Genomic DNA, 23353 nt, shown 5'->3' on the forward strand with positions numbered 1-23353 from the left:
ACAATTTTCTCAATTTCGGAATTTCCGGGCCCAATTCTGCCACGTTTAAACGCAGCACGGCATGGCTTTTGCTTGACCCTCTGTTTACACCGCTAAACCGCTGGAGAAAGCAATGAATCGGGCTTTGAACTATCTACGTGCTAGCCGCGCCAGCGAGATTGCGAGCCTGCAACGGTTGCTGCGGACCGGCGAACAGATTACCGCCATCAGTGAATTGATCCATGTGCTGCAGCGTGAACGTGGAGCCAGCAATATCTGGCTGTGCTCGGCTGGTCGACTGTTTGGTGAAGAGCTAGCACAGCGCGCTGCGGAGGTAGAACTGCGCGAACAGCGTGCAATGGCGGTGCTGCCGGAAGCAGAGGCGCAGCCCGGCTATAGCCGATTTTGCATGCTGATCGCGACTGCGCTTCAGGCGCTGGACAGTCTGCCGGCGCTGCGTCAGCAAGTACACAGCCGCACCGTGACGCAGGCGCAGGCGATGGATGCGTTTAATCACATCATCTGCACCTTACTCAATCTGGTATTTGAAGCGGCGGATACCGCCAGTGAGCCGGACATCTCGCGTGCGTTAATCGCGCTATTTAGCTTTATGCAAGGCAAAGAGCTGGCCGGACAGGAGCGCGCCACCGGTTCGGCGGGATTCGCTGCCGGTGAATTTACCGAGACGCAACGGCAGCGCATTCAGGTGTTGATCGCTGCGCAGGAGCAAAGCTTTGCGACTTTCAGCCAATTTTCTGATGCGGAAAATCTACAACGCTGGCAGGCGATAGCCGATGCCGGCAGCCAAATTGAGCGGCTAAGACGCATCGCCTGCACCGGCGCACAGTGCGGTGAAAATGGCGTGTTGCAGTGGTTTAGTCTGCTCAGTTCGCGTCTCGATCAGATGAAACAGATTGAAGATACGCTGTGCGCCACGCTGATGAATCGCTGTCAGTGTGCGATTGCGGCTGCCCAGCACAGTGAATCTCCGCCGATAGCCATCGGAGAAGAGGCCAGTTTCTCGCTTTATATCGCGGGTGCCAGCTGGCTGTCAGGCGTTGAAACCACGCTGGACAGCAATGGCCTCGCGCCCCAGCTCGGGCGTTCGGTGCTGGCGTTGATCCGTGAGCAGTCGCAGCGTCTGCAGACGCAGGCCGATGAACTCGCCTCGATGCGCGCGTCACTGGATGAACGCAAAATTATCGATCAGGCGAAAAGCTGGTTGATGCAGCAGCACGGTTTCAGCGAGCAGGATGCGTGGCAGGCGCTGCGTAAGAGCGCCATGAACCAGAACAAACGGGTGCTGGAAATAGCCCTGGCGGTGCTGGCGGTTGCCGCCACGCTCAAGGCATAACTCGAAGGAGGTAGCTGCACAAACCCTGTGCGTAGAGTGCGTCAGCGCAGTGCAAAAACGACGCATCATCAGCGCATTTATAGCGCCAGCCTTGATAAAACGGCCTGATATTTTTGGCACAGGCTTTGCAATACCTTACAGACATTGCGCATTTGTTTCGCCAACGGCGGTGAAGCGAGTGCTTTGGATAAAGGCGTCCGGCCCCATGTTTTTGCGACATGCGGGAGGACGCCTTTTTTTATTCTTTTTTTCAGGATGCGCATGATGAGCAAAACGCGGTTCACATTGTCACGACGTCAATTTCTCCTGGGTAGCGCGGCGGTCGGTGGCAGCTATCTACTGCCGGGATTACGCAATGCGGTATGGGCTGCCGGTTCCGATGCGCCCGAAAAGAGCAACATTCGCGTCGGCTTTATTCCGCTCACCGACTGCGCGCCGGTGGTGATGGCGTCAGTAAAAGGCTTCGATAAAAAATACTGTCTGACGCTGCAACCGAGTAAAGAAGCCAGCTGGGCGGCGGTGCGCGACAAGCTCACCGCTGGCGAATTGGATGCCGCGCACGCGTTGTACGGCATGATTTATGGTCTGCAGTTGGGCATTGCCGGGCCTCAGCATGAGATGGCTAACCTGATGACGCTCAACAACAACGGGCAGGCCATCACCCTGGCGAATCAGCTTAAAGATCAGAAAGTTACTGATGCGGCCAGCCTGCAAAAATTAATCGCCAGCCAAGCCAAAGGCAGCTTTACCTTCGCGCATACCTTCCCAACCAGTACACACGCCATGTGGCTCTATTACTGGCTGGCCAACGCCGGTATCGACCCGTTTGAGGATGTGCGCACCGTGGTGGTCCCGCCACCGCAAATGGTGATGAACATGAAGATGGGCAACATGAGTGGCTTCTGCGTTGGCGAGCCGTGGAACCAGCGTGCTATCAGCGACAACATCGGTTTTACCGCCACCACCACACAGCAAATTTGGCCGGATCATCCGGAAAAAATTCTCGCCACGCGCGCCGCCTGGGTGCAAGAGCACCCCAATACCGCCCGTGCGCTGACCGCCGCAGTGCTGGAAGCCGCGCGCTGGATCGATGCCTCCGACGCTAACCGCAAAGAGACCGCGCAGGTGCTGGCCGGACGCGCGTGGATCAACACCAAAGTGGAAACGCTGGAAGGGCGCATGCTCGGTCAGTACGAAAATGGCCTCGGTCAGCGCTGGCAGGACGCGCACGGTATGCGCTTCTTCCGCGACGGTGAAGTGAGCTTCCCGTGGATTTCCGACGGCATGTGGTTCCTGACGCAGATGAAGCGCTGGGGCATGGTGCAAACCGCGCCTGATTATGCAGCAGTGGCGCGTCAGATCAACCGTATTGATATCTACAAACAGGCCGCCAGCGCGGTGGGCGGCATTAGCGTCCCAGCCGGCGAGATGCGCAGCAGCACACTGTTCGACGGCAAAGTATGGGACGGCAGCAATCCCGCCGCTTATGCCGACAGTTTTGCCCTTAAACGCCGTTAAGTGAGGTCATGATGAAATCTGAAGCACGCTCGCTCAATACCGCGCCGATCGCCGCGCCACCGGCGCAGGTGATTGCACTCAAGGTAACGCCCGCACCGCGTCGGGGTCAACGCTGGCTCCGTCCCCTGCTGCAGCGGCTAATCCCCGCCAGTTGCGGCCTGATTCTGCTGCTGTTTGTCTGGCAACTGGCTTCAATGTCCAGTAAAGGCTTCCCCACGCCATATGCCACCTGGCAAGCCGCCGTCACGCTGTTTGCCGATCCGTTTTACAACAACGGGCCCAACGATCAGGGCATCGGCTGGAACGTGGTCGCCTCGCTGCAGCGGGTGGCAATCGGCTTTGGTCTGGCGGCGCTGGTGGGCGTTCCCGCCGGATTCCTGATTGGCCGTTTTACCTTTATCGCGCACATGCTCAACCCGATCATCGCGTTGCTGCGTCCGGTCAGTCCACTTGCCTGGTTGCCGATTGGCCTGCTGCTGTTCCAGCGCGCTGAACCGGCATCAAGCTGGACCATTTTCATCTGCTCCATCTGGCCGATGGTGATCAACACCGCCGAAGGCGTACAGCGAATTCCGCAGGATTATCTCAATGTGGCGCGCGTGCTGCGGCTCAATGAGTGGACAGTGATGCGCCGCATTCTGTTCCCGGCGGTGCTGCCTGCAGTGTTAACCGGTATGCGTTTATCGATGGGCATCGCATGGCTGGTGATTGTCGCTGCGGAAATGCTAACCGGTGGGCTCGGTATCGGTTTCTGGATTTGGAACGAGTGGAACAACCTCAATGTGGAAAACATCCTGATTGCCATCGTGGTGATTGGCGTGGTCGGGTTACTGCTCGAACAGGCGCTGATGTTACTGGCACGCCGCTTTAGCTGGGAAAAATAAGGAGCCGATGATGAATCCAATTATTCGCGTACAGCAGGTCAGCCAGCGCTTCAATACCGCAGGCGGCGAGTTCCTCGCCCTCGATAACGTCAGTTTTGATATCCACGAAGGTGAAACCCTCAGCCTGATTGGTCACTCCGGCTGCGGAAAGTCCACGCTTCTCAATTTGATAGCCGGGCTGACGCAGCCGAGTAGCGGCGTGTTGCTGTGTGACAACCGCGAAATCAGCGGTCCCGGTCCGGAGCGTGCGGTGGTGTTCCAGAACCATTCGTTGCTGCCGTGGCTGACCGCCTACCAAAACGTGGAGCTGGCGGTGCAGCAAGTGTTCAAAGGAAAAATGAGCAAAAGAGAGATGAGCGAGTGGATCGAACACAACCTCAATCGCGTGCAGATGAGTCACGCGCTGCATAAGCGTCCGTCGGAGATCTCCGGCGGCATGAAGCAGCGTGTCGGGATTGCGCGTGCGCTGGCCATGCAGCCGCGTGTGCTGCTGCTGGATGAACCGTTCGGTGCGCTGGATGCGCTAACGCGCGCTCATCTGCAAGACAGCGTGATGCGCATCCAGCAGGAGCTCAATACCACCATTGTGCTGATTACGCACGATGTCGATGAGGCGGTGTTGCTGTCAGATCGCGTGTTGATGATGACCAACGGCCCCGCCGCGCAGGTCGGTGACATTCTCAACATCGACCTGCCGCGTCCACGTTCACGGGTAGCGTTAGCCGACGAGCCGCGCTATCACCAGCTGCGTCAGCGGATTCTGCATTTCCTGTATGAAAAGCAAACGGCTGTGGCGTAAGGGGACAACCATGGTGCAGCGACTGGTAGTGATCGGAAACGGCATGGCGGCGATGCGCATGGTGGAAACCTTGCTGCAACGTACGCCGGGTCGCTACGCCATCACGGTGATTGGCCGTGAGCCGCACGGCAATTACAACCGGGTGCTGCTGTCGCCGGTGCTGGCGGGCGAAAAAGCCTTCGCTGACACGGTGATCCACGAACCCGCATGGTATGCGGCACATCAGGTGCAGTTGCTGATGGGGGAAGAGGCGCTGCAGGTGGATATCCCTACGCGCACAGTACTAACCGACCAGCGCACCCTGCACTGGGACAAGCTGGTGTTCGCCTGCGGTTCGAGGCCGCGCATGCCGGATCTGCCCGGCATCCATCGCCCACAGGTGCAGGGTTTCCGCACGGTGCGAGACGTGGAGGCCATGCTCGCGCAGCAAGGTCCGGTGGTGGTGCTGGGCGGCGGATTAATTGGCGTGGAAGCCGCAGCGGCGCTGCGTCAACGTGGACGTGACGTCACGCTGCTGCATCATCGTCCGTGGCTGCTTGATCGCCAGCTGGATGCCAAAGCGGGTGCGCTGTTGCAGCAGCATCTGGCACAGCGCGGTATTCGCTGTCGGCTCGGCGTCACTTTGCAGGCCATTGACGCCGAAAGCGTCACGCTCGGCGATGGGGCGGTTATCGCAGCGGAACAGGTGGTGATCGCCATCGGCGTGCTGCCGGAGATCGCGCTGGCGCAGGCGGCGGGCGTGCCTTGCCAGCGCGGCATTCTGGTTAACCGTCAACTGCAAACCGCGCTTCCGCATGTGTATGCGCTGGGTGAGTGCTGCGAAATCAGCGGCGAAACCTTTGGCTTGATTGCGCCTTGTCTGACGCAGGCCGCCGTGCTGGCAGCACAACTGGCGGGTGAACCCGTGGCCGACTTTCACTATCAGGAAAACGGTACGCGGCTGAAAGTCAGCGGCATTGAGATGTTCAGTGCGGGCGATATCAGCGAAGGCGACGCCATCAGCAGCTTTGACCCGCTGCACCAGCACTATCGCCGACTGTTTTTGCGCAATGGCGCACTGCGCGGCGTGCTGCTGTTTGGCGACAGCCAGGCGGCAGGCACGCTGCTACCACAACTTCAACAGGCCGCGCAGGTGGGCATTAACGCACTGTTCGGTCTTGACGACAACACAACGCAGCCAAGCGCTGCAGGAAGCCAGATGATGAGCAAACCTCTTCTCGCCGTGGTTGGACATGGCATGGTCAGCCACCATTTTCTCGAACAGCTGGTGAGTCGTGAACTGCATCAGCACTATCACATCGTGGTATACGGCGATGAGCCGCAGATGGCCTACGATCGCGTGCATCTTACCGAATACTTCAACGGTAAAAGCGCGGACGATTTGTCACTGGTCTGCGATAACTTCTTTCAGCAACACGGCATCGAACTGCGCAGCGGTTGTGAAGTGGTGGCAATTGACAGTGCAAAACGCAGCCTGCGTGATGCCAGCGGCGCGGAATTGACCTGGGATAAACTGGTGCTGGCGACCGGCTCGGTGCCGTTTGTACCGCCGGTTCCCGGCCACGATCACGCGCGTTGTTTTGTATACCGCACACTGGCCGATCTGGATGCGATTGCTGACTGTGCCCGTAATGCGACGCGCGGGGTGGTGATTGGAGGCGGGCTGCTCGGACTGGAAGCCGCCAACGCATTGAAACAGCTCGGTCTGGAAACCCATGTGGTGGAGTTCGCGCCGCGTCTGATGGCGGTGCAATTGGATGACGGCGGCGCGCAGATGCTGCGCGGCAAAATCAGCGCGCTGGGCGTTCAAGTTCATACCAGCAAGCAAACTGAAGCGATTGAGAGTCTGCCGGATGGCAGCCTGCAGCTGCGTTTTGCCGATGGCAGCCTGCTGGCAACGGACCTGCTGGTATTTTCAGCGGGTATTCGTCCGCGTGATGCACTGGCGCGCGCCGCCGGTCTGCAACTGGGTGAACGCGGCGGCATTCTGATCAACGACGCTTGCGCCACCAGCGCCGCAGATGTCTATGCGATTGGTGAATGCGCGCTGTGGCAAGGGCAAATTTTCGGTTTGGTTGCGCCGGGATATCAAATGGCGCGCGTACTGGCGGCGCAGCTGGCGCAGGAAGAACTGGCGTTCAGCGGTGCCGACATGAGCACGAAACTGAAACTGCTCGGCGTGGAAGTGGCGTCATTTGGCGATGCGCACGGGCGCACCGCTGACAGCCAAAGTTATCAGTGGATCGATAATCCAAAGGGCATCTACAAAAAACTGGTGGTGTGCAAAGATCGCAAAACGCTGCTTGGCGGCGTGCTGGTGGGCGACAGCGCAGATTACGCCAGCCTGCTGCAGATGATGCTGAATCAGTTACCGTTACCAGAAGAGCCGGAAAGCCTGATTTTGCCCCAGTTAGCGGGTGCGCCGGCTAAAGCGCTGGGTGTCGCGGCGTTGCCAGACAGCGCGCAAATCTGCTCGTGCCATAACGTCAGCAAGGCGGACATTTGCGGGGCAGTGCAGGGCGGCTGCGGTGACATGGCGGCGATCAAAAGCTGCACCAAAGCGGCAACCGGCTGCGGTGGGTGTAGCGCATTAGTCAAACAGGTGATGGAGTTCCAGCTCGCCAGTCAGGGCGTGGAAGTGAAGAAGGATATCTGCGAACACTTTGCCTACTCGCGTCAGGAGCTTTATCACCTGATCAGCGTCGGCAACATCAGCACCTTCGAGCAGCTATTACAGCTCAACGGGCGCGGACAGGGCTGTGAAGTGTGCAAGCCGCTGGTGGGATCATTGCTGGCATCATGCTGGAATGACTACTTACTGAAGCCCGAACATCTGCCGCTGCAGGATACCAACGATCGCTACTTCGCCAACATCCAGAAAGATGGCACCTATTCGGTGGTACCGCGTGTGCCAGCCGGTGAAATTACGCCGCAAGGGCTAATTGCGATTGGTGAAGTAGCCGCTCGTTACGATCTCTACACTAAAATCACCGGCGGTCAGCGCATCGATCTGTTCGGTGCGCGGCTCGATCAGTTACCGGATATCTGGGAACACTTAATCGCGGCGGGTTTTGAAACCGGTCACGCTTATGGCAAATCGCTGCGCACGGTAAAATCCTGCGTGGGGTCAACCTGGTGCCGTTACGGCGTGCAGGATTCTACCGCCTTCGCCATCGCATTAGAGAATCGCTACAAAGGGCTGCGCGCCCCGCACAAAATTAAAATGGCGGTTTCCGGCTGCACGCGTGAATGCGCTGAAGCGCAGAGCAAGGACATTGGCGTAATCGCCACGGAAAAAGGCTGGAACCTGTATGTCTGCGGCAACGGCGGGATGAAACCGCGTCATGCCGATTTGTTCGCCAGCGATCTCGATGATGAAACGCTGCTGCGCTACGTTGACCGCATCTTGATGTTCTATGTGCGCACCGCCGATCGTCTGCAGCGCACCAGCGTGTGGATGGATAACATGGAAGGCGGACTCGACTACCTGCGTCAGGTGGTGATCGAAGATTCACTCGGTATAGCCGTGCAACTGGAGCAGGAGATGCAGCGCGTGGTGGAGCGCTATCAGTGCGAATGGCACAGCACGCTGCAGGATCCTTCGCGTCGCGCCTTGTTTACCGCCACCGTCAACAGCGAGCAGCCTGACGAGACGCTCAACTATGTGCAGGTGCGCGGTCAGCGTCAGCCCGCGACGGCGGACAGCATTCCCGTTACCACGTTGCCGGCAGAACCCTGGAGTGCCATTTGCCTTGTCGACGCTATCCCGCCGTCTGCGGGCATGGGTGCGCGGTTAGGCGGTCAGCGTGTGGCCTTGTTCCGCTTGGGCGAGGCGATTTATGCGCTGGAAGATATTGAGCCCGGCACGCAAGCCAGCGTGCTGTCGCGTGGCATTCTCGGCGACGTAGCGGGCGAGCCGGTGGTGATATCACCGCTCTACAAGCAGCGCGTGCGGCTGCGCGACGGACAAAGTCTCGATAACGCCGAGCATCAGCTGCGCTGCTGGCCGGTGCGCGTGGAGGGCGGCAAAGTGTGGCTCGGGCATCAGCCGATTATTGCGCTGGCGGCGGCCTCATGAAAACCACCTGTCCGTACTGCGGCGTGGGCTGTGGCGTGGAGGTGAAAGCCCTCGATGCGCCGGTGAGCGGCGACCGCCAGCATCCGGCTAATTTCGGTCGGCTGTGCGTCAAAGGTTCAGCGCTGGGCGAGACCCTGATGCATGACGGTCGTTTGCTCTGGCCGCAGATTGATGGTCAGCGCGTCAGTATCGATGCCGCACTGGACCATGTGGCGGCGGGTTTCCGGCGCATCATCGATCAACATGGCCCGCAGGCGGTGGCCTTTTACGGCTCCGGTCAACTGCTAACGGAGGATTATTACACCGCCAATAAGCTGATGAAGGGCTTTATTGGCTCTGCCAACATCGATACCAATTCACGGCTGTGTATGGCTTCGGCGGTGGTGGGTTACAAACGCGCTTTCGGTGCCGATGCGGTGCCGTGCTGCTATGACGATCTTGAACAAGCCGATGTTGTGGTGTTAGTCGGCTCCAACGCGGCATGGGCGCATCCAGTGGCGTGGCAGCGGCTGGTGCAGGCCAAAGCCGAACGCCCTGAGATGCAGCTGGTGGTGATCGATCCGCGTCGTACTGCCAGCTGTGACCTTGCTGATGTTCATCTGGCGCTGCAACCGGGATCTGATAGCGCGCTGTTTGCCGGGCTGCTGAACTGGCTGGCGCACCATGCGGGTATCGATGCCAGTATGTTGCCGCATCTGGCCAATGTGGAAGCGACCTTAGCCGCCTGTGAGGCGTGGGATGTGGCGACGGTCGCCGCTGCCTGCCAGCTGAGTGAGCATGACATTGTGGCATTTTGGCAGCTGTTCGCAGCGCAGCCGCGCGTGCTGACGCTGTGGTGCATGGGCATCAATCAGTCACAAACCGGCAGCGATAACAACAACGCCATCCTCAATGCGCATCTGCTCAGCGGCAAAATCGGCCGTGCGGGCTGCGGACCGTTTTCGCTGACCGGACAGCCCAACGCCATGGGCGGCCGTGAAGTGGGCGGCTTAGCCAATCAGCTGGCGGCGCACATGGGCTTTAGCGCAGCAGAGGTTGATCGTGTTGCGCGCTTTTGGGGGAGCGATCGTGTTGCGCAGCAGCCGGGACTGACGGCAGTTTATCTGTTCAATGCCATCGAACGCGGCGACGTCAAGGCAGTGTGGATCATGGGTACCAATCCTGCCGTTTCGATGCCGGAAGGTAACCGCGTGGCGCACGCGCTGGCGAAATGCGAGCTGGTGGTGGTGTCGGAAGTCAGCGCCCACAGCGACACGGCACAATTTGCTGATGTGCTACTGCCGGCGCAGGCATGGGGCGAGAAAAACGGCACCGTGACCAATTCGGAGCGGCGTATCTCACGCCAGCGCAGTTTTATTGCGCCAGCCGGTGAGGCCAAAGCGGATTGGTGGCTGCTGGCGCAGGTGGCGCAGCGACTCGGTTTTGGCGCGGCCTTTGCCTGGCAGCATCCAGGCGAGATTTTCGCCGAGCATGCCGCGCTGTCTGGTTTTGAGAATCGCGGCACGCGCGCCTTTGATATCAGCGCGCTGGCAACCATCACGCGTGAGCAATATGACCAGTTAGCCCCGGTGCAGTGGCCGATCACTGCCGCGTCACCCAACGGCACCGCGCGGCTGTTTGCCGATCGCCGCTTTTACCATGCCGATGGAAAAGCGCGTCTGCTGCCGCCCGCGATACCGGTTAAAACCCTCATGACCACTGATTATCCGCTGCTGATGAATACCGGCCGCATCCGCGATCAGTGGCACACCATGACGCGCACCGGCAACGTGCCGCGACTGATGCAGCATTACGATGAACCCTTTGTCGCGCTAAATCCGCTGGATGCGGCGGCGTACGGCTTGAGCCACGGCGATGTGACGCGCGTGCAGTCGGCGCTGGGCTGGTGCAGCGGACGCGTCACCCTCGACAGCGGCCTGCAGCGTGGGCAAATCTTTGTGCCGATGCACTGGACAAGACAGTTCAGCGGGCAGGCCAACGTCGATGGATTAGTCGCGGCCAGCTGTTGTCCCGATTCCGCTCAGCCAGCGTTAAAACAAACGGCGGTGCGCTTGCAACTACTGCGTCCAGCGTGGCAAGGCTGGCTGTGGCTGCCGGACATCATCACGCCGCCTGCACTACTCTACTGGTCGCGAGCCCCACAGCCCGGCGTGCAGCGCTATGTGCTGGCGGGCAGCGCTCATGCTGGCGAATGGCTGATGCAACTGCCGGGCATGTCCGCATTGCAATGGCAGCAGGCGCAGGCGGGACAGCAATTGCACTGGCTTGGCTGGCGCGAGGGCAAGTTGGCATGCGCCTTTTATGCCGCGCCCTGGCTACCAGACATCGATCACCCATTTATCGCGCGGGCCTTCAGCCAGCCGCCCGATTTGCCGCAGCAGCGACATGCGCTGTTGGGCGGGCGACCGGCGCAGGGCGGCAGCCACGGACGTACCCTTTGCAGCTGCTTTGGCGTTGGTGAAGTGGCGATTCGCCGGGCCATCGCTGAGGGCTGTGATTCCCCGGCAGCGCTCGGCGCGGTGTTGAAATGCGGCACCAACTGTGGCTCCTGTATCCCGGAGCTCAAACAACTGCTCTCATCTCTGCGCGTGGCGCAGTAACGGAAAACATCATGACGCAAGCCAGTGAATCCCTCGACAAGCTGTTTAATCCGCGTGACGGCGAACACGCGCAAGGTGGCGTCTGGCTGGTTGGGGCTGGGCCGGGAGACGTAGAACTGCTCACCTTAAAAGCATGGAGGCTGATCAACAGCGCCGACGTTGTGGTGTATGACCGGTTGGTGAGCGAGGCGATCATGGCGGAAGTGCCGCCGGAGACGCTGGCGATTGATGTCGGCAAGAAGCCCGGCAGCCACGGGTTAAAGCAGGCGCAAACTAATCAGCTGCTGGTGGATTTAGCCCGCAGCGGGCGGCAAGTGGTGCGGCTCAAAGGCGGCGATCCCTTTATTTTCGGGCGCGGCGGTGAAGAGATGCTCTATCTGCAACAGGCTGGAATAGCCTGCCAGATCGTGCCGGGTATTACCGCCGCCGCCGGATGCGCGGCAGCCAGCGGCATTCCGCTAACGCACCGTGATTGCGCACAGTCGCTGCGGTTAATTACCGGTCACGGCAAAAGCGGTGAACCGCAGCTGGATGATGCCAGCCTCGCCGCCAATAACCAGACGCTGGTGTTTTATATGGGGCTGAAGTGGAGCGCCAGCATCAGCGCACAGCTGCAGGCGCAGGGCCGCAACGCGCAGACGCCGGTGGCAATCATTGAGAATGGCACGCGTGCCGATCAGCGGGTGATGATCACTACGCTGGCTGAGCTGGCACACACTGTTGAGGTGCAACAAGCCCAATCGCCGGCGTTATTGTTGGTGGGTGACGTGGTGCACTTTTATCGCCAACCGGTCAGGATTAATGCACATTCGAGCAATGTAGCGGCGCCATTTATGGCGACCAATCAGCCCGCAATTTCACTTATGGCTAAATAAGCTCACATTTCCCCCCTTTAATCCGCGCTTTAGCCTGTCAGGGTTTTGGCATTCTATGCTCAGAATTCCTGCCAGCTGAGGTAAGTCGTGGCTGAAGAGAGTAACGAGGACAAAACAGAATCGCCCACGCCCCACCGACTTGAAAAAGCGCGTGAGGAGGGGCAGATTCCGCGTTCGCGCGAGCTGACTTCAGTGATGATGCTGTTGATTGGATTGCTGATCCTGTGGGTCGGCGGCAACAGCATGGCGGAGCGTCTGGCCAGCATGGTCGCCACCGGATTTCGTTTTGATCACGGCATGGTGAACGATGACAAAGTGATCATTGGTCATATCGGCAGCCTGATTAAGCAGGCGGTGATCGCGCTGCTGCCGCTGATGGGCGGCTTAGTGGTGGTGGCGATTGCCGGGCCGATGGCGCTGGGCGGCCTTAACTTCAGCGGCAAATCCATTAAGTTCGATCTCAAAAAGCTCAACCCGCTTACCGGTATTGGCCGCATGTTCTCCGGCCAAACCGCTGCAGAGCTGGTGAAATCGATCATGAAAGCGGTGCTGGTTGGGCTGGTGGCCGGTTGGTACATCTGGAGCCATTGGGAAGAGATGCTGCGTTTGATGAGCGAATCGCCGATCAACGCGCTACATCATGGTTTGTCGATGATCGCCGCCTGCTGTGGGCTGATCATGCTGGGCCTGTTCCCGATGGTGGGTTTTGATGTGTTCTGGCAGCTCTACAGCTACTTCAAAAAGCTGAAGATGACGCGCCAGGAGATCCGCGACGAACACAAACAGAACGAAGGCGACCCGCACGTTAAAGGGCGTATTCGCCAGGCGATGCGCGCGGCGGCACGCCGTCGCATGATGGCTGATGTACCGAAAGCCGACGTTATCGTCACTAACCCGACGCACTACTCGGTGGCGCTGAAGTATCAGGAAGGCAAGATGAGCGCGCCCAAAGTGGTGGCCAAAGGCGCGGGCGATATCGCCCTGAAGATTCGTGAGCTCGCCAAAGAGCACCGCATCCCGATTCTCGAAGCACCGCCGCTAGCGCGTGCGTTGTATCGACACACCGAAATTGGTCAGTTCATCCCCGGCGCGCTGTATGGCGCGGTAGCGGAAGTGCTGGCCTGGGTTTGGCAGCTGCGACGCTGGAAGCGCGAAGGTGGCCTGATTCCAAACAAACCAAAAAACCTGCCGGTTCCGGCAGACATGGACTTTGCAGGAGAGAACACTAACGATGGCTAATTTAGCCGAGAAGCTGCGTTTACCGGGCAACTTTAAAGACACGCAATGGCAGGTGCTGGCGGGCCCGGTACTGATCATGTTGATCTTGTCGATGATGGTGCTGCCGTTACCCGCATTCATTCTTGACCTGCTGTTCACCTTTAACATTGCGCTGTCGATCATGGTGCTGCTGGTGGCGATGTTCACCCAGCGCACGCTGGAGTTCGCCGCCTTCCCGACCATTCTGCTGTTCTCGACGCTGCTGCGTCTGGCGCTGAACGTTGCGTCAACCCGTATCATTCTGCTGGAGGGGCATACCGGCGCCGATGCGGCCGGACGCGTGGTGGAAGCCTTCGGTCACTTCCTCGTTGGCGGTAACTTCGCCATCGGTATCGTGGTGTTTATCATCCTCGTTATCATCAACTTCATGGTTATCACCAAGGGTGCGGGACGTATTGCCGAAGTCGGCGCGCGTTTTGTGCTGGATGGGATGCCCGGTAAGCAGATGGCGATTGATGCTGACCTCAACGCCGGCTTGATTGGCGAACAGGAAGCCAAGCAACGCCGTACCGAAGTGACGCAGGAAGCCGATTTCTACGGCTCAATGGACGGTGCGAGTAAGTTCGTTCGTGGTGACGCCATCGCCGGCATCCTGATCATGGTGATCAACATCATCGGCGGCCTGTTGGTCGGCGTGGTGCAGCACGGCATGGATCTCGGTCACGCCGGTGAAACTTACACGCTGTTGACCATCGGTGACGGCCTGGTAGCACAGATTCCGGCGCTGGTGATCTCCACCGCCGCAGGTGTCATCGTAACGCGCGTGGGCACCGATCAGGACGTCGGCGAGCAGATGGTAACGCAGCTATTCAAGAACCCGCGCGTGCTGATGCTGAGCGGCGGCGTGATTGGTTTGCTCGGCCTGGTGCCGGGCATGCCAAACCTGGTGTTCCTGCTGTTTACCGCTGCGCTATTAGGGCTTGCATGGTGGTTACGCGGTCGCGAAATGCAGCCGAAGAAACCAGCGGAAGCTTCCAGTCTGGTGAAAACCCAGGAAACGCCGGCCACGGTGGAAGCATCGTGGACCGATGTGCAGCTGGAAGATTCGCTCGGTATGGAAGTGGGTTATCGCCTGATTCCGATGGTCGATCACCTGCAAAACGGCGAACTTTTGGGGCGTATCCGCAGTATTCGTAAGAAGGTGGCACAAGAGGTGGGCTTCCTGCCGCCGGTGGTGCATATCCGTGACAACATGGAACTGCCACCCGCGCGTTACCGCATCCTGATGAAAGGCGTAGAAATTGGCAGCGGCGATGCTTATCCGGGCCGCTGGATGGCGATCAACCCCGGCACCGCCGCTGGTTCGCTGCCGGGCGAGCCAACCGTCGATCCGGCCTTTGGTCTGGCGGCGATCTGGATCGACAGCGCCCTGAAAGAGCAGGCGCAGATTCAGGGCTTTACCGTGGTGGAAGCCAGCACCGTGGTGGCGACGCACCTCAATCACCTGATTGGCCAATACGCCAGCGAGCTGTTTGGCCGTCAGGAAGCGCAGCAGCTGTTGGATCGCGTCACGCAAGAGATGCCGAAGCTGACCGAAGATCTGGTGCCGGGTGTCATCACGCTGACTACGCTGCACAAAGTGCTGCAAAACCTGCTGACCGAGCGCGTCTCGATTCGCGATATGCGCACCATTATTGAAACGCTGGCGGAACATGCGCCGGTGCAGAACGATCCGCAAGAGCTCACCAGCGTTGTGCGTGTGGCGCTGGGACGGGCGATTACCCAACAGTGGTTCCCGGGCAACGGCGAAGTGCAGGTGATCGGCCTCGATGCCACGCTGGAACGCCTGCTGCTGCAGGCGCTGCAAGGTGGCGGTGGACTCGAGCCAGGTCTGGCAGATCGCTTACTGGTGCAGGCGCAAGGCGCACTGCAGCAGCAAGAGATGGCAGGCGCGCCGCCGGTGCTGCTGGTCAATCATCCGCTGCGTGCGTTGCTGGCACGCTTCCTGCGGCGCAATCTGCCGCAGCTGATTGTGCTGTCGAATATGGAGCTGACCGATAACCGTCAAATCCGCATGACCGCCACCATTGGAGGCAAGTAATGCGTCGCTGGTGCTGGGCAGTAATGATGATGCCGTTGATGGCGCTGCCGCTGGCTGTTGATGCGTCCAGCGGTGCCTGGACAGCCAACGCCAGCGGCCCAAGCCTTGGCGTGCGCGGTAACTGGCTGATGACGCCTGCGCTGCGTGCGCCTTCCAGCGCGCCGGGCAACATTTCGCTGGTGTACTGGCGTTATCAGCTGAGCCGTCCTGCGCCCTCGGGTTTGGTGGTGCGCTTATGTGCGGGCGATCGTTGTGTCGAGATTGAAGGCGCCAGCGGCAGTACGCGCGGCTTAGCCAACGTGGCGGCGGAAGAGACGCTGCATCTTGCATTTGGCTTTCAGGGGAAGGGCGCCTTGCCGCCCGGCTTACGCGTGGTGAGCAGTGAAGTGACGGTGAATTATCAGTAACGCGTGCTACCTCGGCGACGCGCCCTGCGCCGCCGAGTGCAGTAATTAAGGCTTATCTCCCTGACCGTAAATCGGGGGTGAAGCCAGTTTTGCATCCTCTCTTAACCCTTTTACCTGCTTCGCATCCACTTTGGCCGCCGCCGGATTACCAAACTGCTGGGTAACAAAGTTACTGACATCCGCCACCTGCTGGTCACTCAGCTCAGGCGCAAAAGGCGGCATAAAGACTTCGCCTTCGCGCATATGGCGATGCACACCGTTGAGGACCACCGATACCACGTTCAGCGCATCTGCCGCGCCGGTGCTGGTGTGGTGGAACAGCGACGGATAGGCATGGAAACCGCTGCCCGAACCCGCACCTTCCGCGCCGTGACAGCTGGCACAGTTACCGGCAAATACCACCGCACCGGGCTGAGAATGGCGGGTCGCGTCATCGGCGCCGCGCAGTGCAATTAGCGCGGTGGAAGGTTGTCCCCAGCTGTCGCGCGCGCGGGCTTGCTGCGCGTCCGGCTGCGGCTTAACGCTGCGCAGATAGGTGGCGATGTCCTGCAGATCACTCTCGGGCAGATATTGCAGGCTGTGCTCAATCGCTTCGGCCATCGGCCCGGAGGCGCTGGCTTTGTTGGCGACAAAGCCGGTTTTCAGGTAGGTCACCAGCTGCTGCTGGCTCCAGTCACCGATGCCTGCCTGCTTATCGGGTGTGATGTTGTACGCCATCCAGCCGCCGAGATCGCCGCCGGCCAATGCTTTATCGTTGTCCATGCCCATGGTCAGATTACGCGGCGTATGGCAGGTGCCGCAGTGCGCCAGCGCTTCAACCAGATAGCGGCCGTTATTCCACTGCGCGCTCTGCTGCGTATCGTTCTGCAATTCGCCTTTATCGAAGTTAAACCACTTCCAGAAGCGCATGCCCCAGCGTTGGTTGAATGGGAACGGCAGGTCGGTTTGCGGTGGAGCCTGATGCACCGGCGGCATCGACATGAGATAGGCTTTGATTGCCAGCACATCGTCACGCTTCATTTTGGTAAAGGAGTCATATGGCATCGCCGGATAGAGTTGCTCGCCGTTTTTGCCAATGCCGTCGCGCACCGCAGCAACGAACTGATCGTCACTCCAGCTGCCGATACCGTACTGCTTATCGGAGGAGATATTGCTGCCCCAGATCTGGCCGAAAGGCGTACTGACCGCAAAGCCGCCGCCAAACAGCGGGCCGTTGGTGGCGGTATGACAGGCGGTACAGTCACCGGCGCGCGCCAGATATTCGCCGCGCTTAATCTGAGCGGCATTGTCTGCCGCCTGCGCCACGGCGCACTGCATCAGGACCACCGCGATAGCGGCCTGAATCAATACAGGTTTCATCGGGTGCTCCTTACAAGCTTGCCAGAACGCTATCGGCCATACGCAGCGCCAGCGCGGTTCCGGTCAGCGTTGAGTTGACCGTCGAGGCCGACGGCATAATACCGGTACCGGCGATAAACAGGTTCGGGTGATCGTGGGTGCGGCAGTGACCATCCACCACCGAATCCTGCGGATTGCTGCCCATGATCATGGTACCGGTGATATGTTGGTTGTTGTCGTAGACGCCGCGTTTGCTGTAGACCGCCTCGGTGCCGCCCATCTCTTTCACCATGCGCTGGAAGTCGATCATCGACTGGTCATAGCCGCGATGCACGTAGTCCGGGAAGCGGTAGTAAACCTCGAGGCGGGGAATGCCCCAGGCATCCTTCTCGGTTTTGCTCAGCGTGACGCGGTTCTGCGGCTCCGGCAGCATCTCCAGCAGACACTTCAACTGAACAAAACGCTCGGCCTGGAAGGCCAGCTTGTCGTTGAGCGCCTTGCCGTAATAGCCCTGACGCACCAGACGTTCGGTGAGATAACGCACCGGCGAGGTGTTGGCGAGGTCGATACGCAGCGCCGAGCGCTCACCACGGAAATCGCCGTCGCGCATGTTGTTGATGCTGCCGGGTCGCATTGGCCCACGGCCAAACCACACCGGCTCATCGGCGTAGAACTCCACTGACGATCCGGGATGGTCCATCAGGTTGCGGCCCACCATGCCGGAACTGTTGGCGATGCCGTTCGGGTAGCGATCGCTGGTGGAGAGCAGCAGGATTTTCGGGCTTTCGATGCCGTTGGCGGTCAGGACAAACTGTTTGCCAGTGACGCGATGGCGCGCTTTGTTCTGATCGAGATAGTGCACCGCCTGAATGGTGCCTTTGTCGTCAGCCTCAATGCGGAACACCACCGCATTAGTGACGATTTTGACACCGGCATCCAGCGCCTTACGCGCGGCGATGCCGCCGTGGTACTGCGCATCGATCGGGCAAACCGGCATGCAGTTGTTGTTGCCGCAGCAGGCCGGACGCCCGTCATAGGCGATGCTGTTACGCGCCTGCGGACCAATGCCCACCTCATAACCCAACGGACCGAGTCGCTGCTTCAGACGATCGAAGCCATACGGCAGCGGAATGCCCGGCAGCGGATAAGGGCGCGAACGCGGCGAAGCCAGATCGCTGTCACCGGACACGCCCATCTGGTATTCGGCGTCGCAGTAATAGGGTTCCAGCTCGTCATAGCTGATCGGCCAGTCGCGGCCAATGCCGTACAGCGACTGAATGCGCATATCGTTCGGCAACAGGCGGAACGCTTGTCCAGCCCAGTGCCATGTGGTGCCGCCGGTGCCGCGCAGATATTGGGCGCGATAGGGATCCGGGCCTTTTTGAATCAGGTAATTGTTATCGCTGGGAATGAATTTAGGCTGCGGTGCCCACGGCTGCGGCGGATACGGTTCGGTGAAGTCGCCCTTAAACGGCGAGTTGCGGAAATACTCCACCGCCTGATCGCGCTTAATCTCCGGGCCGGACTCCAGCATCAATACCGAAGCGCCTGCTTTGGCCATCTTCAGCGCCGCCAGTGAACCGGCAATGCCGGCGCCAATCACCACCACATCGGCGCTTAATGAATCAGACATGTGCTCTCCTTGCAGGCGGCTGCGTCCAGAAGTTAGGTTGCCCCGGCGCGTAGCTCGGTGGTAACAGGGAATCACGCACCAGCTGATAGCTGACGATATTCTCAAAAGCGATACATTGCGGGCGCGGCAGCGGGCCGACAACGCCGAGATACCAGCCGGAAACCAGCGCCTGATAAAGATCGTCGAGGGCTTTGGGTTGGGTACTCAGCAGCGTCAGCAGGCTGCTGCCGTTGGCGGCAGGTTGCTGCTGCAGTAGAGCGCTGAGCGTATCAAGCAGGCTGTCCAGCTGCGGGAAATGCGCGTGCAGCCAGCTGTAGAGGCGCTGCGCCAGCAAGGCATCCGGCTGGTCCAGTCCGGTTAATCGGACGGAAATCGCAGTAAAACTGGCGGACGGAGCCACTGCGGCGGCCAGCGGTGGCGAGGCGAAAGCCAGGCTGCCGGGGAGCGCCTGCGTCAGGACGCCAGCCACCAACAGGCCCGCCGTGCCGGTCAGCAACCGGCGGCGTGAAAGAGTCATCATGGAAATCCCCGAAAGTTATTTCAGCGCCTGAGCGGCAGCCTCTGAAGCCTGATTATCCAGATCCTGTTTGGGGGTGCTGACGCCAACCGCGCCGACCACTTTATTCTGCAGCGTGAGCGGGAAACCGCCGCCGAGCGCCACCGCGTGCGGGATGGCGAGAACCGTGGTTTCGCCGCTCTGCAGACGCTGCATAAATTTCAGGGAAGGGGCGTGATACAGCGCCGAGGTACGCGCTTTACCAATGGCGGCATCGACGCAGCCCGGCGATGCGCCGTCAAGGCGCTGGAAGGCCAGCAGCGTACCGCTGGCATCAACCACCGCTACACAGCCGGTGCTGTGCTGCGCGCTGATGCTGTTTTTGACACTGGTCATCACCTGGTTGGTGTGGCTGGCGTCCAGTGCGGCGGCGCTGGCCTGGCCAATACCCGCTGCCAGCAGCAGGGAAAGGGCGACAGATGCTCTAATCTTCATGTTTTGCTTCCGATAGTTATTGTTTTAAAACCTGCTTCTCGTCTCGCTTACGCTACGCTGTAGCAAAAATGTAAACAATTGCCGATAAACAAAACGCATACCTCTATGCGTATAACTCATTGAGGTGGATAGATCTTATCCAGCGTCTGTTGCCAGACGAACGGCGTCAGTTGTTGATAGCGCAGGGAACGAGCGTTTAACGCATCAATCAGCCCTTGCTGCGTGGCAACAATCGCTGCGCTCATAGCAGCTGGTACCTTGACGTCCTGCAGCGTTTTCACCACTTCCTGCATCTCTTCGGCGCGTCGCTGGCCGTGCTCCGCCACGCGGCTAATCAGGTAGTGCGGCAGCTGATCGTTCCAGCCCAGCGACGGGAAACTGGCGTGCAGCGAGTCGAGCACCGCTTGCTCTACGCCATACTGGCGCGCCGCGCTCAGGCATTCGGTGGTCAGCGCCTCGAGGCCTTTGATCATCACGCTGCGGCACATCTTAATCGCTGAAGCTTCACCCACGTCGCCACCCAGCAGGCGGCTGTGGAAACCCAGCTGTTGCAGCAGCGGCTGCACCTTTGCAGCCTGAGCGCCGCCAATCAGCAGCGGCGTGGCCAGCCGCTTTGGCGGCACCGGCGCCATCACCGCCACGTCGATATAGCTGGCACCCGCAGCGTGAATCACTTCAGCCGCGGCGCGTTTGGTGTGCGGTGCCACCGAGTTGAGATCGAGAAAGTGCTGTCCGGCCTGTAACCGCGCTGCCGCCTGCTGCGCCACGTTGAGAGCCTGCGACGCGGTAACGGTGGAGAACACCAGCGCGGCGTCCTGTAATGCATCCGCCAGCGAAGCGGCCAGCCGCACGCCGCTCTGCTGCGCTTTTTGCTGCAGCGCGGGCAGGGTTTCTGCCGCGAGCGCTTTGCAATCCCATACCGTCACCGCATTGCCCTGCGCTTTTAAATCATGGGCAAGAATGCCGCCCGCTTCGCCAAAACCGATAAAGGTGATGTTCATCAATTACTCCTTGTTGAAGGCCAGACCGCCGCCGGAATCATGACTTCACCGGCGAAAATGGCACGCGCGGTGCGCAACAGACCGCAGCCCGCCAGCGGGTTATCGCCTTCGCGCTGCAGCAGCACGCTAAATTCACCGCTGGGATGTTCCACGCTCAGGCGCTGTTGAGGTTGCTGGCTGGTGCGTGCCAGTCCGTCTGCGACGCTGCCGGGGATCAGGCAGGCGCTGGCAACGCTGACCGCGCCAAGCACGCCAATCGAGGCGTGGCAGCGTTGTGGAATAAAGGTGCGTGAGCTGATGGCGCCACCGTGACGTGCTTCGGCCAGCAGCGTGACTTTGGGCACCGTACGCTGGCTGACATCCCCTAAATTCATCCGCGGCCCGGCCTGCAGGCGGATCGACTCCAGCCGCTGCTTGAGCTCGCTGTCGTTATCTAACGCGTCGCGGCTTTCATAGCCACTGCGATTGACATCCTCTGCACGCACCAGGATCACCGGCATGCCGTTGTCGATGCAGGTGACATCGATGCCATCAAAACGATCGCGCGGCTGACCGGTTGGCAGTAGCGCGCCACAGCTCGAACCGGCAATGTCTTTGAAGGTGAGGGCGATTTCGCCTGCGCTGCCCGGTACGCCATCAATGCGTAAGTCGCCGTCATAGTCGACTTCACCGTCGGGCGTGGCGAACGCCGCCTCGGCAATCTGCCCGGTGTTCTGCATGAAAATGCGCACACGGGTGCGTTCGCTGCCTGCCTTGACCAGCCCGCGTTCGACGGCGAAAGGCCCGACGGCGGCGAGGATATTGCCGCAGTTTTGTCCGTAATCGACGCGGGCTTGATCGACGTTGACCTGGGCAAACAGGTAATCGACATCGGCATCGTCACGGTGTGAAGCGCTGACGATCGCCACTTTGCTGGTGAGCGGATCGGCCCCGCCGAGGCCGTCAATTTGACGGATATCGGGCGAACCCATCACCGCCAGCAGTACCCGATCGCGGGCCGCCGGTTCGGCTGGCAGATCCTGTGCCAGAAAGCAGGCGGCTTTGGAGGTGCCGCCGCGCATCAGTAAGCAGGGAATGCGACGCTGGCGCATGGTTTACTCCTCCAGTTGATCGAGCGTGTCGAGATAGCGCAGTCCTTTTTCCGCCAGGCGCGGGCGCATCTGATAGATATCAAGGCCCAGCTCACCGGCCGCTAAACGCAGGCGTTTGCTCTCTTCCAGCTCTTCACGCTGACGCGCTTTGGCCGCCACGCTGGCAGCTTCATCGCGTGCCACCACCACCACGCCGTCGTCATCGGCGACGATAACGTCACCCGGCCAGATCAGCTGCCCGGCACACACCAACGGCACATTCACCGAGCCGAGCGTCTCTTTCACCGTGCCCTGCGCATATACCGTACGCGACCAGACGGCAAAGCCCATCTCACGCAACGTGCGGCTATCGCGCACACCGACATCCGCCACCAGCCCGCGCACGCCGCGCGCCTGCAGCGAGGTCGCCAGCAGATCGCCGAAGAAGCCGTCGCTGCACGGCGAGGTCGGCGCGACCACCAGCACATCGCCCGGCTGGCAGAGCTCCACCGCGACGTGAAACATCCAGTTATCGCCGGGTGCGACCAGCACGGTGACCGCGCTGCCCGCGATGGCACAATCCTGCTGAATCGGGCGAAGGGCGGGATCGAGCAAGCCTTTGCGCCCCTGCGCTTCATGCACGGTGGCGACGCCAAAGCGCGCCAGCGCGTCGATATCGGTGGCTGCCGCACGCGGGATGTGGCGCACCGCGACGCCTTTTTTCGCGATGATGCTCATGCCAGATCCTCCGTTACGCGCGGGAAGATGCTCTGATAACCTTCGCCATAAATGATCTCGCGGCTGGTGGTAATGCCGACGTTACGCTTGGCCTGCACACCGCGCTGCTGCGCTACGCGCGTGTAGTATTCCCACAGATGTTCCTGCCCGGCCATGCACTGAATCGCCTGATATTTTTTGTTCCACACTGAGGTGATATCCAGCAGCACATCCGGCTTCCAGTTGCACTGTTCAGGCTGGTGCGGTTCGAAGCAGTACACCGGCGGCGCACCGACGATTTTTTCGCCCGGACGGTAGCCTTCGGCCTGGGCGATAATGCGCGCCTCCTGCGCCAGATGCGTGGCCAGCGGGTGATCGTAGTTGTAGGGATCCTGCAAGGAATGGGTCAGAACAAAGTGCGGTTGCACCCGGCGATAGACGTCCGCGAGGCGGAACAGGGTTTCTTTATCGGCACGCAGCGGATAATCGCCGAGATCAAAAAATTCAATGCTGGCACCGAGGATCTCGGCGGCGGCCTGCGCCTCGCTGCGGCGGGCGGCTTTGACTTTCGCCTCGCTCATTTCCCCCTTGCGCCACAGCTTGGCCGATTCGCCGCGCTCACCAAATGAGAGGCAGACAACGTGAACGTCATAGCCCTGCGCATGGTGCAGCGCGATGGCACCGCCGGCGCGCCAGACGAAATCTGCTGAGTGAGCGCTGACCACCAGCGCGGTTTTTTTTGGGGTGTTGTTAGTCATGGCATACTCCTCCGCTGTTTTTTTCCATGCTG

Annotated in this window: 18 protein-coding genes; 10 read left to right on the forward strand and 8 right to left on the reverse strand. The window is 60.1% G+C overall.

All coding sequences use genetic code 11. The features are described 5' to 3' along the window. The first annotated feature begins 112 nt into the window (after nucleotides 1-112). The 10 genes from MWH02_RS00305 (at nucleotide 113) to flhE (ending at nucleotide 15813) form a co-directional block, all read left to right on the forward strand. Nucleotides 113-1333, forward strand: coding sequence for a nitrate regulatory protein (locus MWH02_RS00305; RefSeq protein WP_101764125.1), 1221 nt, complete (start codon nucleotides 113-115; stop codon nucleotides 1331-1333). A gap of 264 nt (nucleotides 1334-1597) precedes the next feature. Beyond that, complete coding sequence (locus MWH02_RS00310; protein WP_271460163.1) at nucleotides 1598-2851, forward strand: CmpA/NrtA family ABC transporter substrate-binding protein; 1254 nt, start codon at nucleotides 1598-1600, stop codon at nucleotides 2849-2851. A gap of 11 nt (nucleotides 2852-2862) precedes the next feature. Further along, on the forward strand, nucleotides 2863-3735 hold the full coding sequence (ntrB, locus tag MWH02_RS00315) for a nitrate ABC transporter permease (protein WP_101764127.1): 873 nt from the start codon (nucleotides 2863-2865) through the stop codon (nucleotides 3733-3735). Between the two features lie 10 nt (nucleotides 3736-3745). Further along, on the forward strand, nucleotides 3746-4534 hold the full coding sequence (locus MWH02_RS00320; protein ID WP_101764128.1) for an ABC transporter ATP-binding protein: 789 nt from the start codon (nucleotides 3746-3748) through the stop codon (nucleotides 4532-4534). 10 nt (nucleotides 4535-4544) lie between these two features. Next, nucleotides 4545-8612, forward strand: coding sequence for a nitrite reductase large subunit NirB (gene nirB / locus MWH02_RS00325; protein ID WP_271459651.1), 4068 nt, complete (start codon nucleotides 4545-4547; stop codon nucleotides 8610-8612). Further along, nucleotides 8609-11212, forward strand: coding sequence for a nitrate reductase (locus MWH02_RS00330; RefSeq protein ID WP_101764130.1), 2604 nt, complete (start codon nucleotides 8609-8611; stop codon nucleotides 11210-11212). The genes nirB and MWH02_RS00330 overlap by 4 nt, the downstream gene beginning before the upstream one ends. Nucleotides 11213-11223: 11 nt before the next feature. Further along, nucleotides 11224-12087, forward strand: a complete 864-nt coding sequence (cobA, locus tag MWH02_RS00335; protein ID WP_137385963.1) for a uroporphyrinogen-III C-methyltransferase — start codon at nucleotides 11224-11226, stop codon at nucleotides 12085-12087. An 87-nt stretch (nucleotides 12088-12174) separates the two neighbouring features. Further along, the gene (gene flhB, locus MWH02_RS00340) at nucleotides 12175-13326 is read left to right on the forward strand and encodes a flagellar biosynthesis protein FlhB (RefSeq protein WP_101764132.1); all 1152 of its coding nucleotides are present in this window, start codon (nucleotides 12175-12177) and stop codon (nucleotides 13324-13326) included. Then, nucleotides 13319-15406 (forward strand): flagellar biosynthesis protein FlhA, encoded by a 2088-nt coding sequence (flhA, locus tag MWH02_RS00345; RefSeq protein ID WP_101764133.1) that lies wholly within the window; start codon nucleotides 13319-13321, stop codon nucleotides 15404-15406. The genes flhB and flhA overlap by 8 nt, the downstream gene beginning before the upstream one ends. Continuing rightward, entirely contained in the window at nucleotides 15406-15813 is a 408-nt protein-coding gene (flhE, locus tag MWH02_RS00350; protein ID WP_271459652.1) for a flagellar protein FlhE, read from the forward strand. Before flhA ends, flhE begins: the two co-directional genes overlap by 1 nt. Nucleotides 15814-15858: 45 nt before the next feature. Here the strand turns inward: flhE and MWH02_RS00355 are convergent, their stop codons facing one another. From MWH02_RS00355 to galB, 8 genes are all read right to left on the reverse strand, one after another. Next, nucleotides 15859-17172, reverse strand: a complete 1314-nt coding sequence (locus tag MWH02_RS00355) for a cytochrome c (protein WP_271459653.1) — start codon at nucleotides 17170-17172, stop codon at nucleotides 15859-15861. Between the two features lie 10 nt (nucleotides 17173-17182). Continuing rightward, complete coding sequence (locus tag MWH02_RS00360; RefSeq protein WP_192234142.1) at nucleotides 17183-18784, reverse strand: GMC family oxidoreductase; 1602 nt, start codon at nucleotides 18782-18784, stop codon at nucleotides 17183-17185. Beyond that, entirely contained in the window at nucleotides 18777-19304 is a 528-nt protein-coding gene (locus MWH02_RS00365) for a sugar dehydrogenase complex small subunit (protein WP_271459654.1), read from the reverse strand. The genes MWH02_RS00360 and MWH02_RS00365 overlap by 8 nt, the downstream gene beginning before the upstream one ends. 15 nt (nucleotides 19305-19319) lie before the next feature. Then, the gene (locus MWH02_RS00370) at nucleotides 19320-19775 is read right to left on the reverse strand and encodes a GlcG/HbpS family heme-binding protein (RefSeq protein WP_271459655.1); all 456 of its coding nucleotides are present in this window, start codon (nucleotides 19773-19775) and stop codon (nucleotides 19320-19322) included. A gap of 116 nt (nucleotides 19776-19891) precedes the next feature. Continuing rightward, nucleotides 19892-20776 (reverse strand): NAD(P)-dependent oxidoreductase, encoded by an 885-nt coding sequence (locus tag MWH02_RS00375; protein WP_271459656.1) that lies wholly within the window; start codon nucleotides 20774-20776, stop codon nucleotides 19892-19894. Then, on the reverse strand, nucleotides 20776-21867 hold the full coding sequence (locus MWH02_RS00380) for a 4-oxalomesaconate tautomerase (RefSeq protein WP_110866326.1): 1092 nt from the start codon (nucleotides 21865-21867) through the stop codon (nucleotides 20776-20778). The genes MWH02_RS00375 and MWH02_RS00380 overlap by 1 nt, the downstream gene beginning before the upstream one ends. Before the next feature lie 3 nt (nucleotides 21868-21870). Further along, on the reverse strand, nucleotides 21871-22584 hold the full coding sequence (locus MWH02_RS00385; protein ID WP_271459657.1) for a 4-carboxy-4-hydroxy-2-oxoadipate aldolase/oxaloacetate decarboxylase: 714 nt from the start codon (nucleotides 22582-22584) through the stop codon (nucleotides 21871-21873). Then, complete coding sequence (gene galB, locus MWH02_RS00390; RefSeq protein ID WP_271459658.1) at nucleotides 22581-23321, reverse strand: 4-oxalmesaconate hydratase; 741 nt, start codon at nucleotides 23319-23321, stop codon at nucleotides 22581-22583. Before galB ends, MWH02_RS00385 begins: the two co-directional genes overlap by 4 nt. Nucleotides 23322-23353: the final 32 nt, after the last annotated feature.

The sequence above is a fragment of the Pantoea leporis genome, from assembly GCF_028048155.1.
GTDB lineage: Bacteria > Pseudomonadota > Gammaproteobacteria > Enterobacterales > Enterobacteriaceae > Pantoea > Pantoea leporis.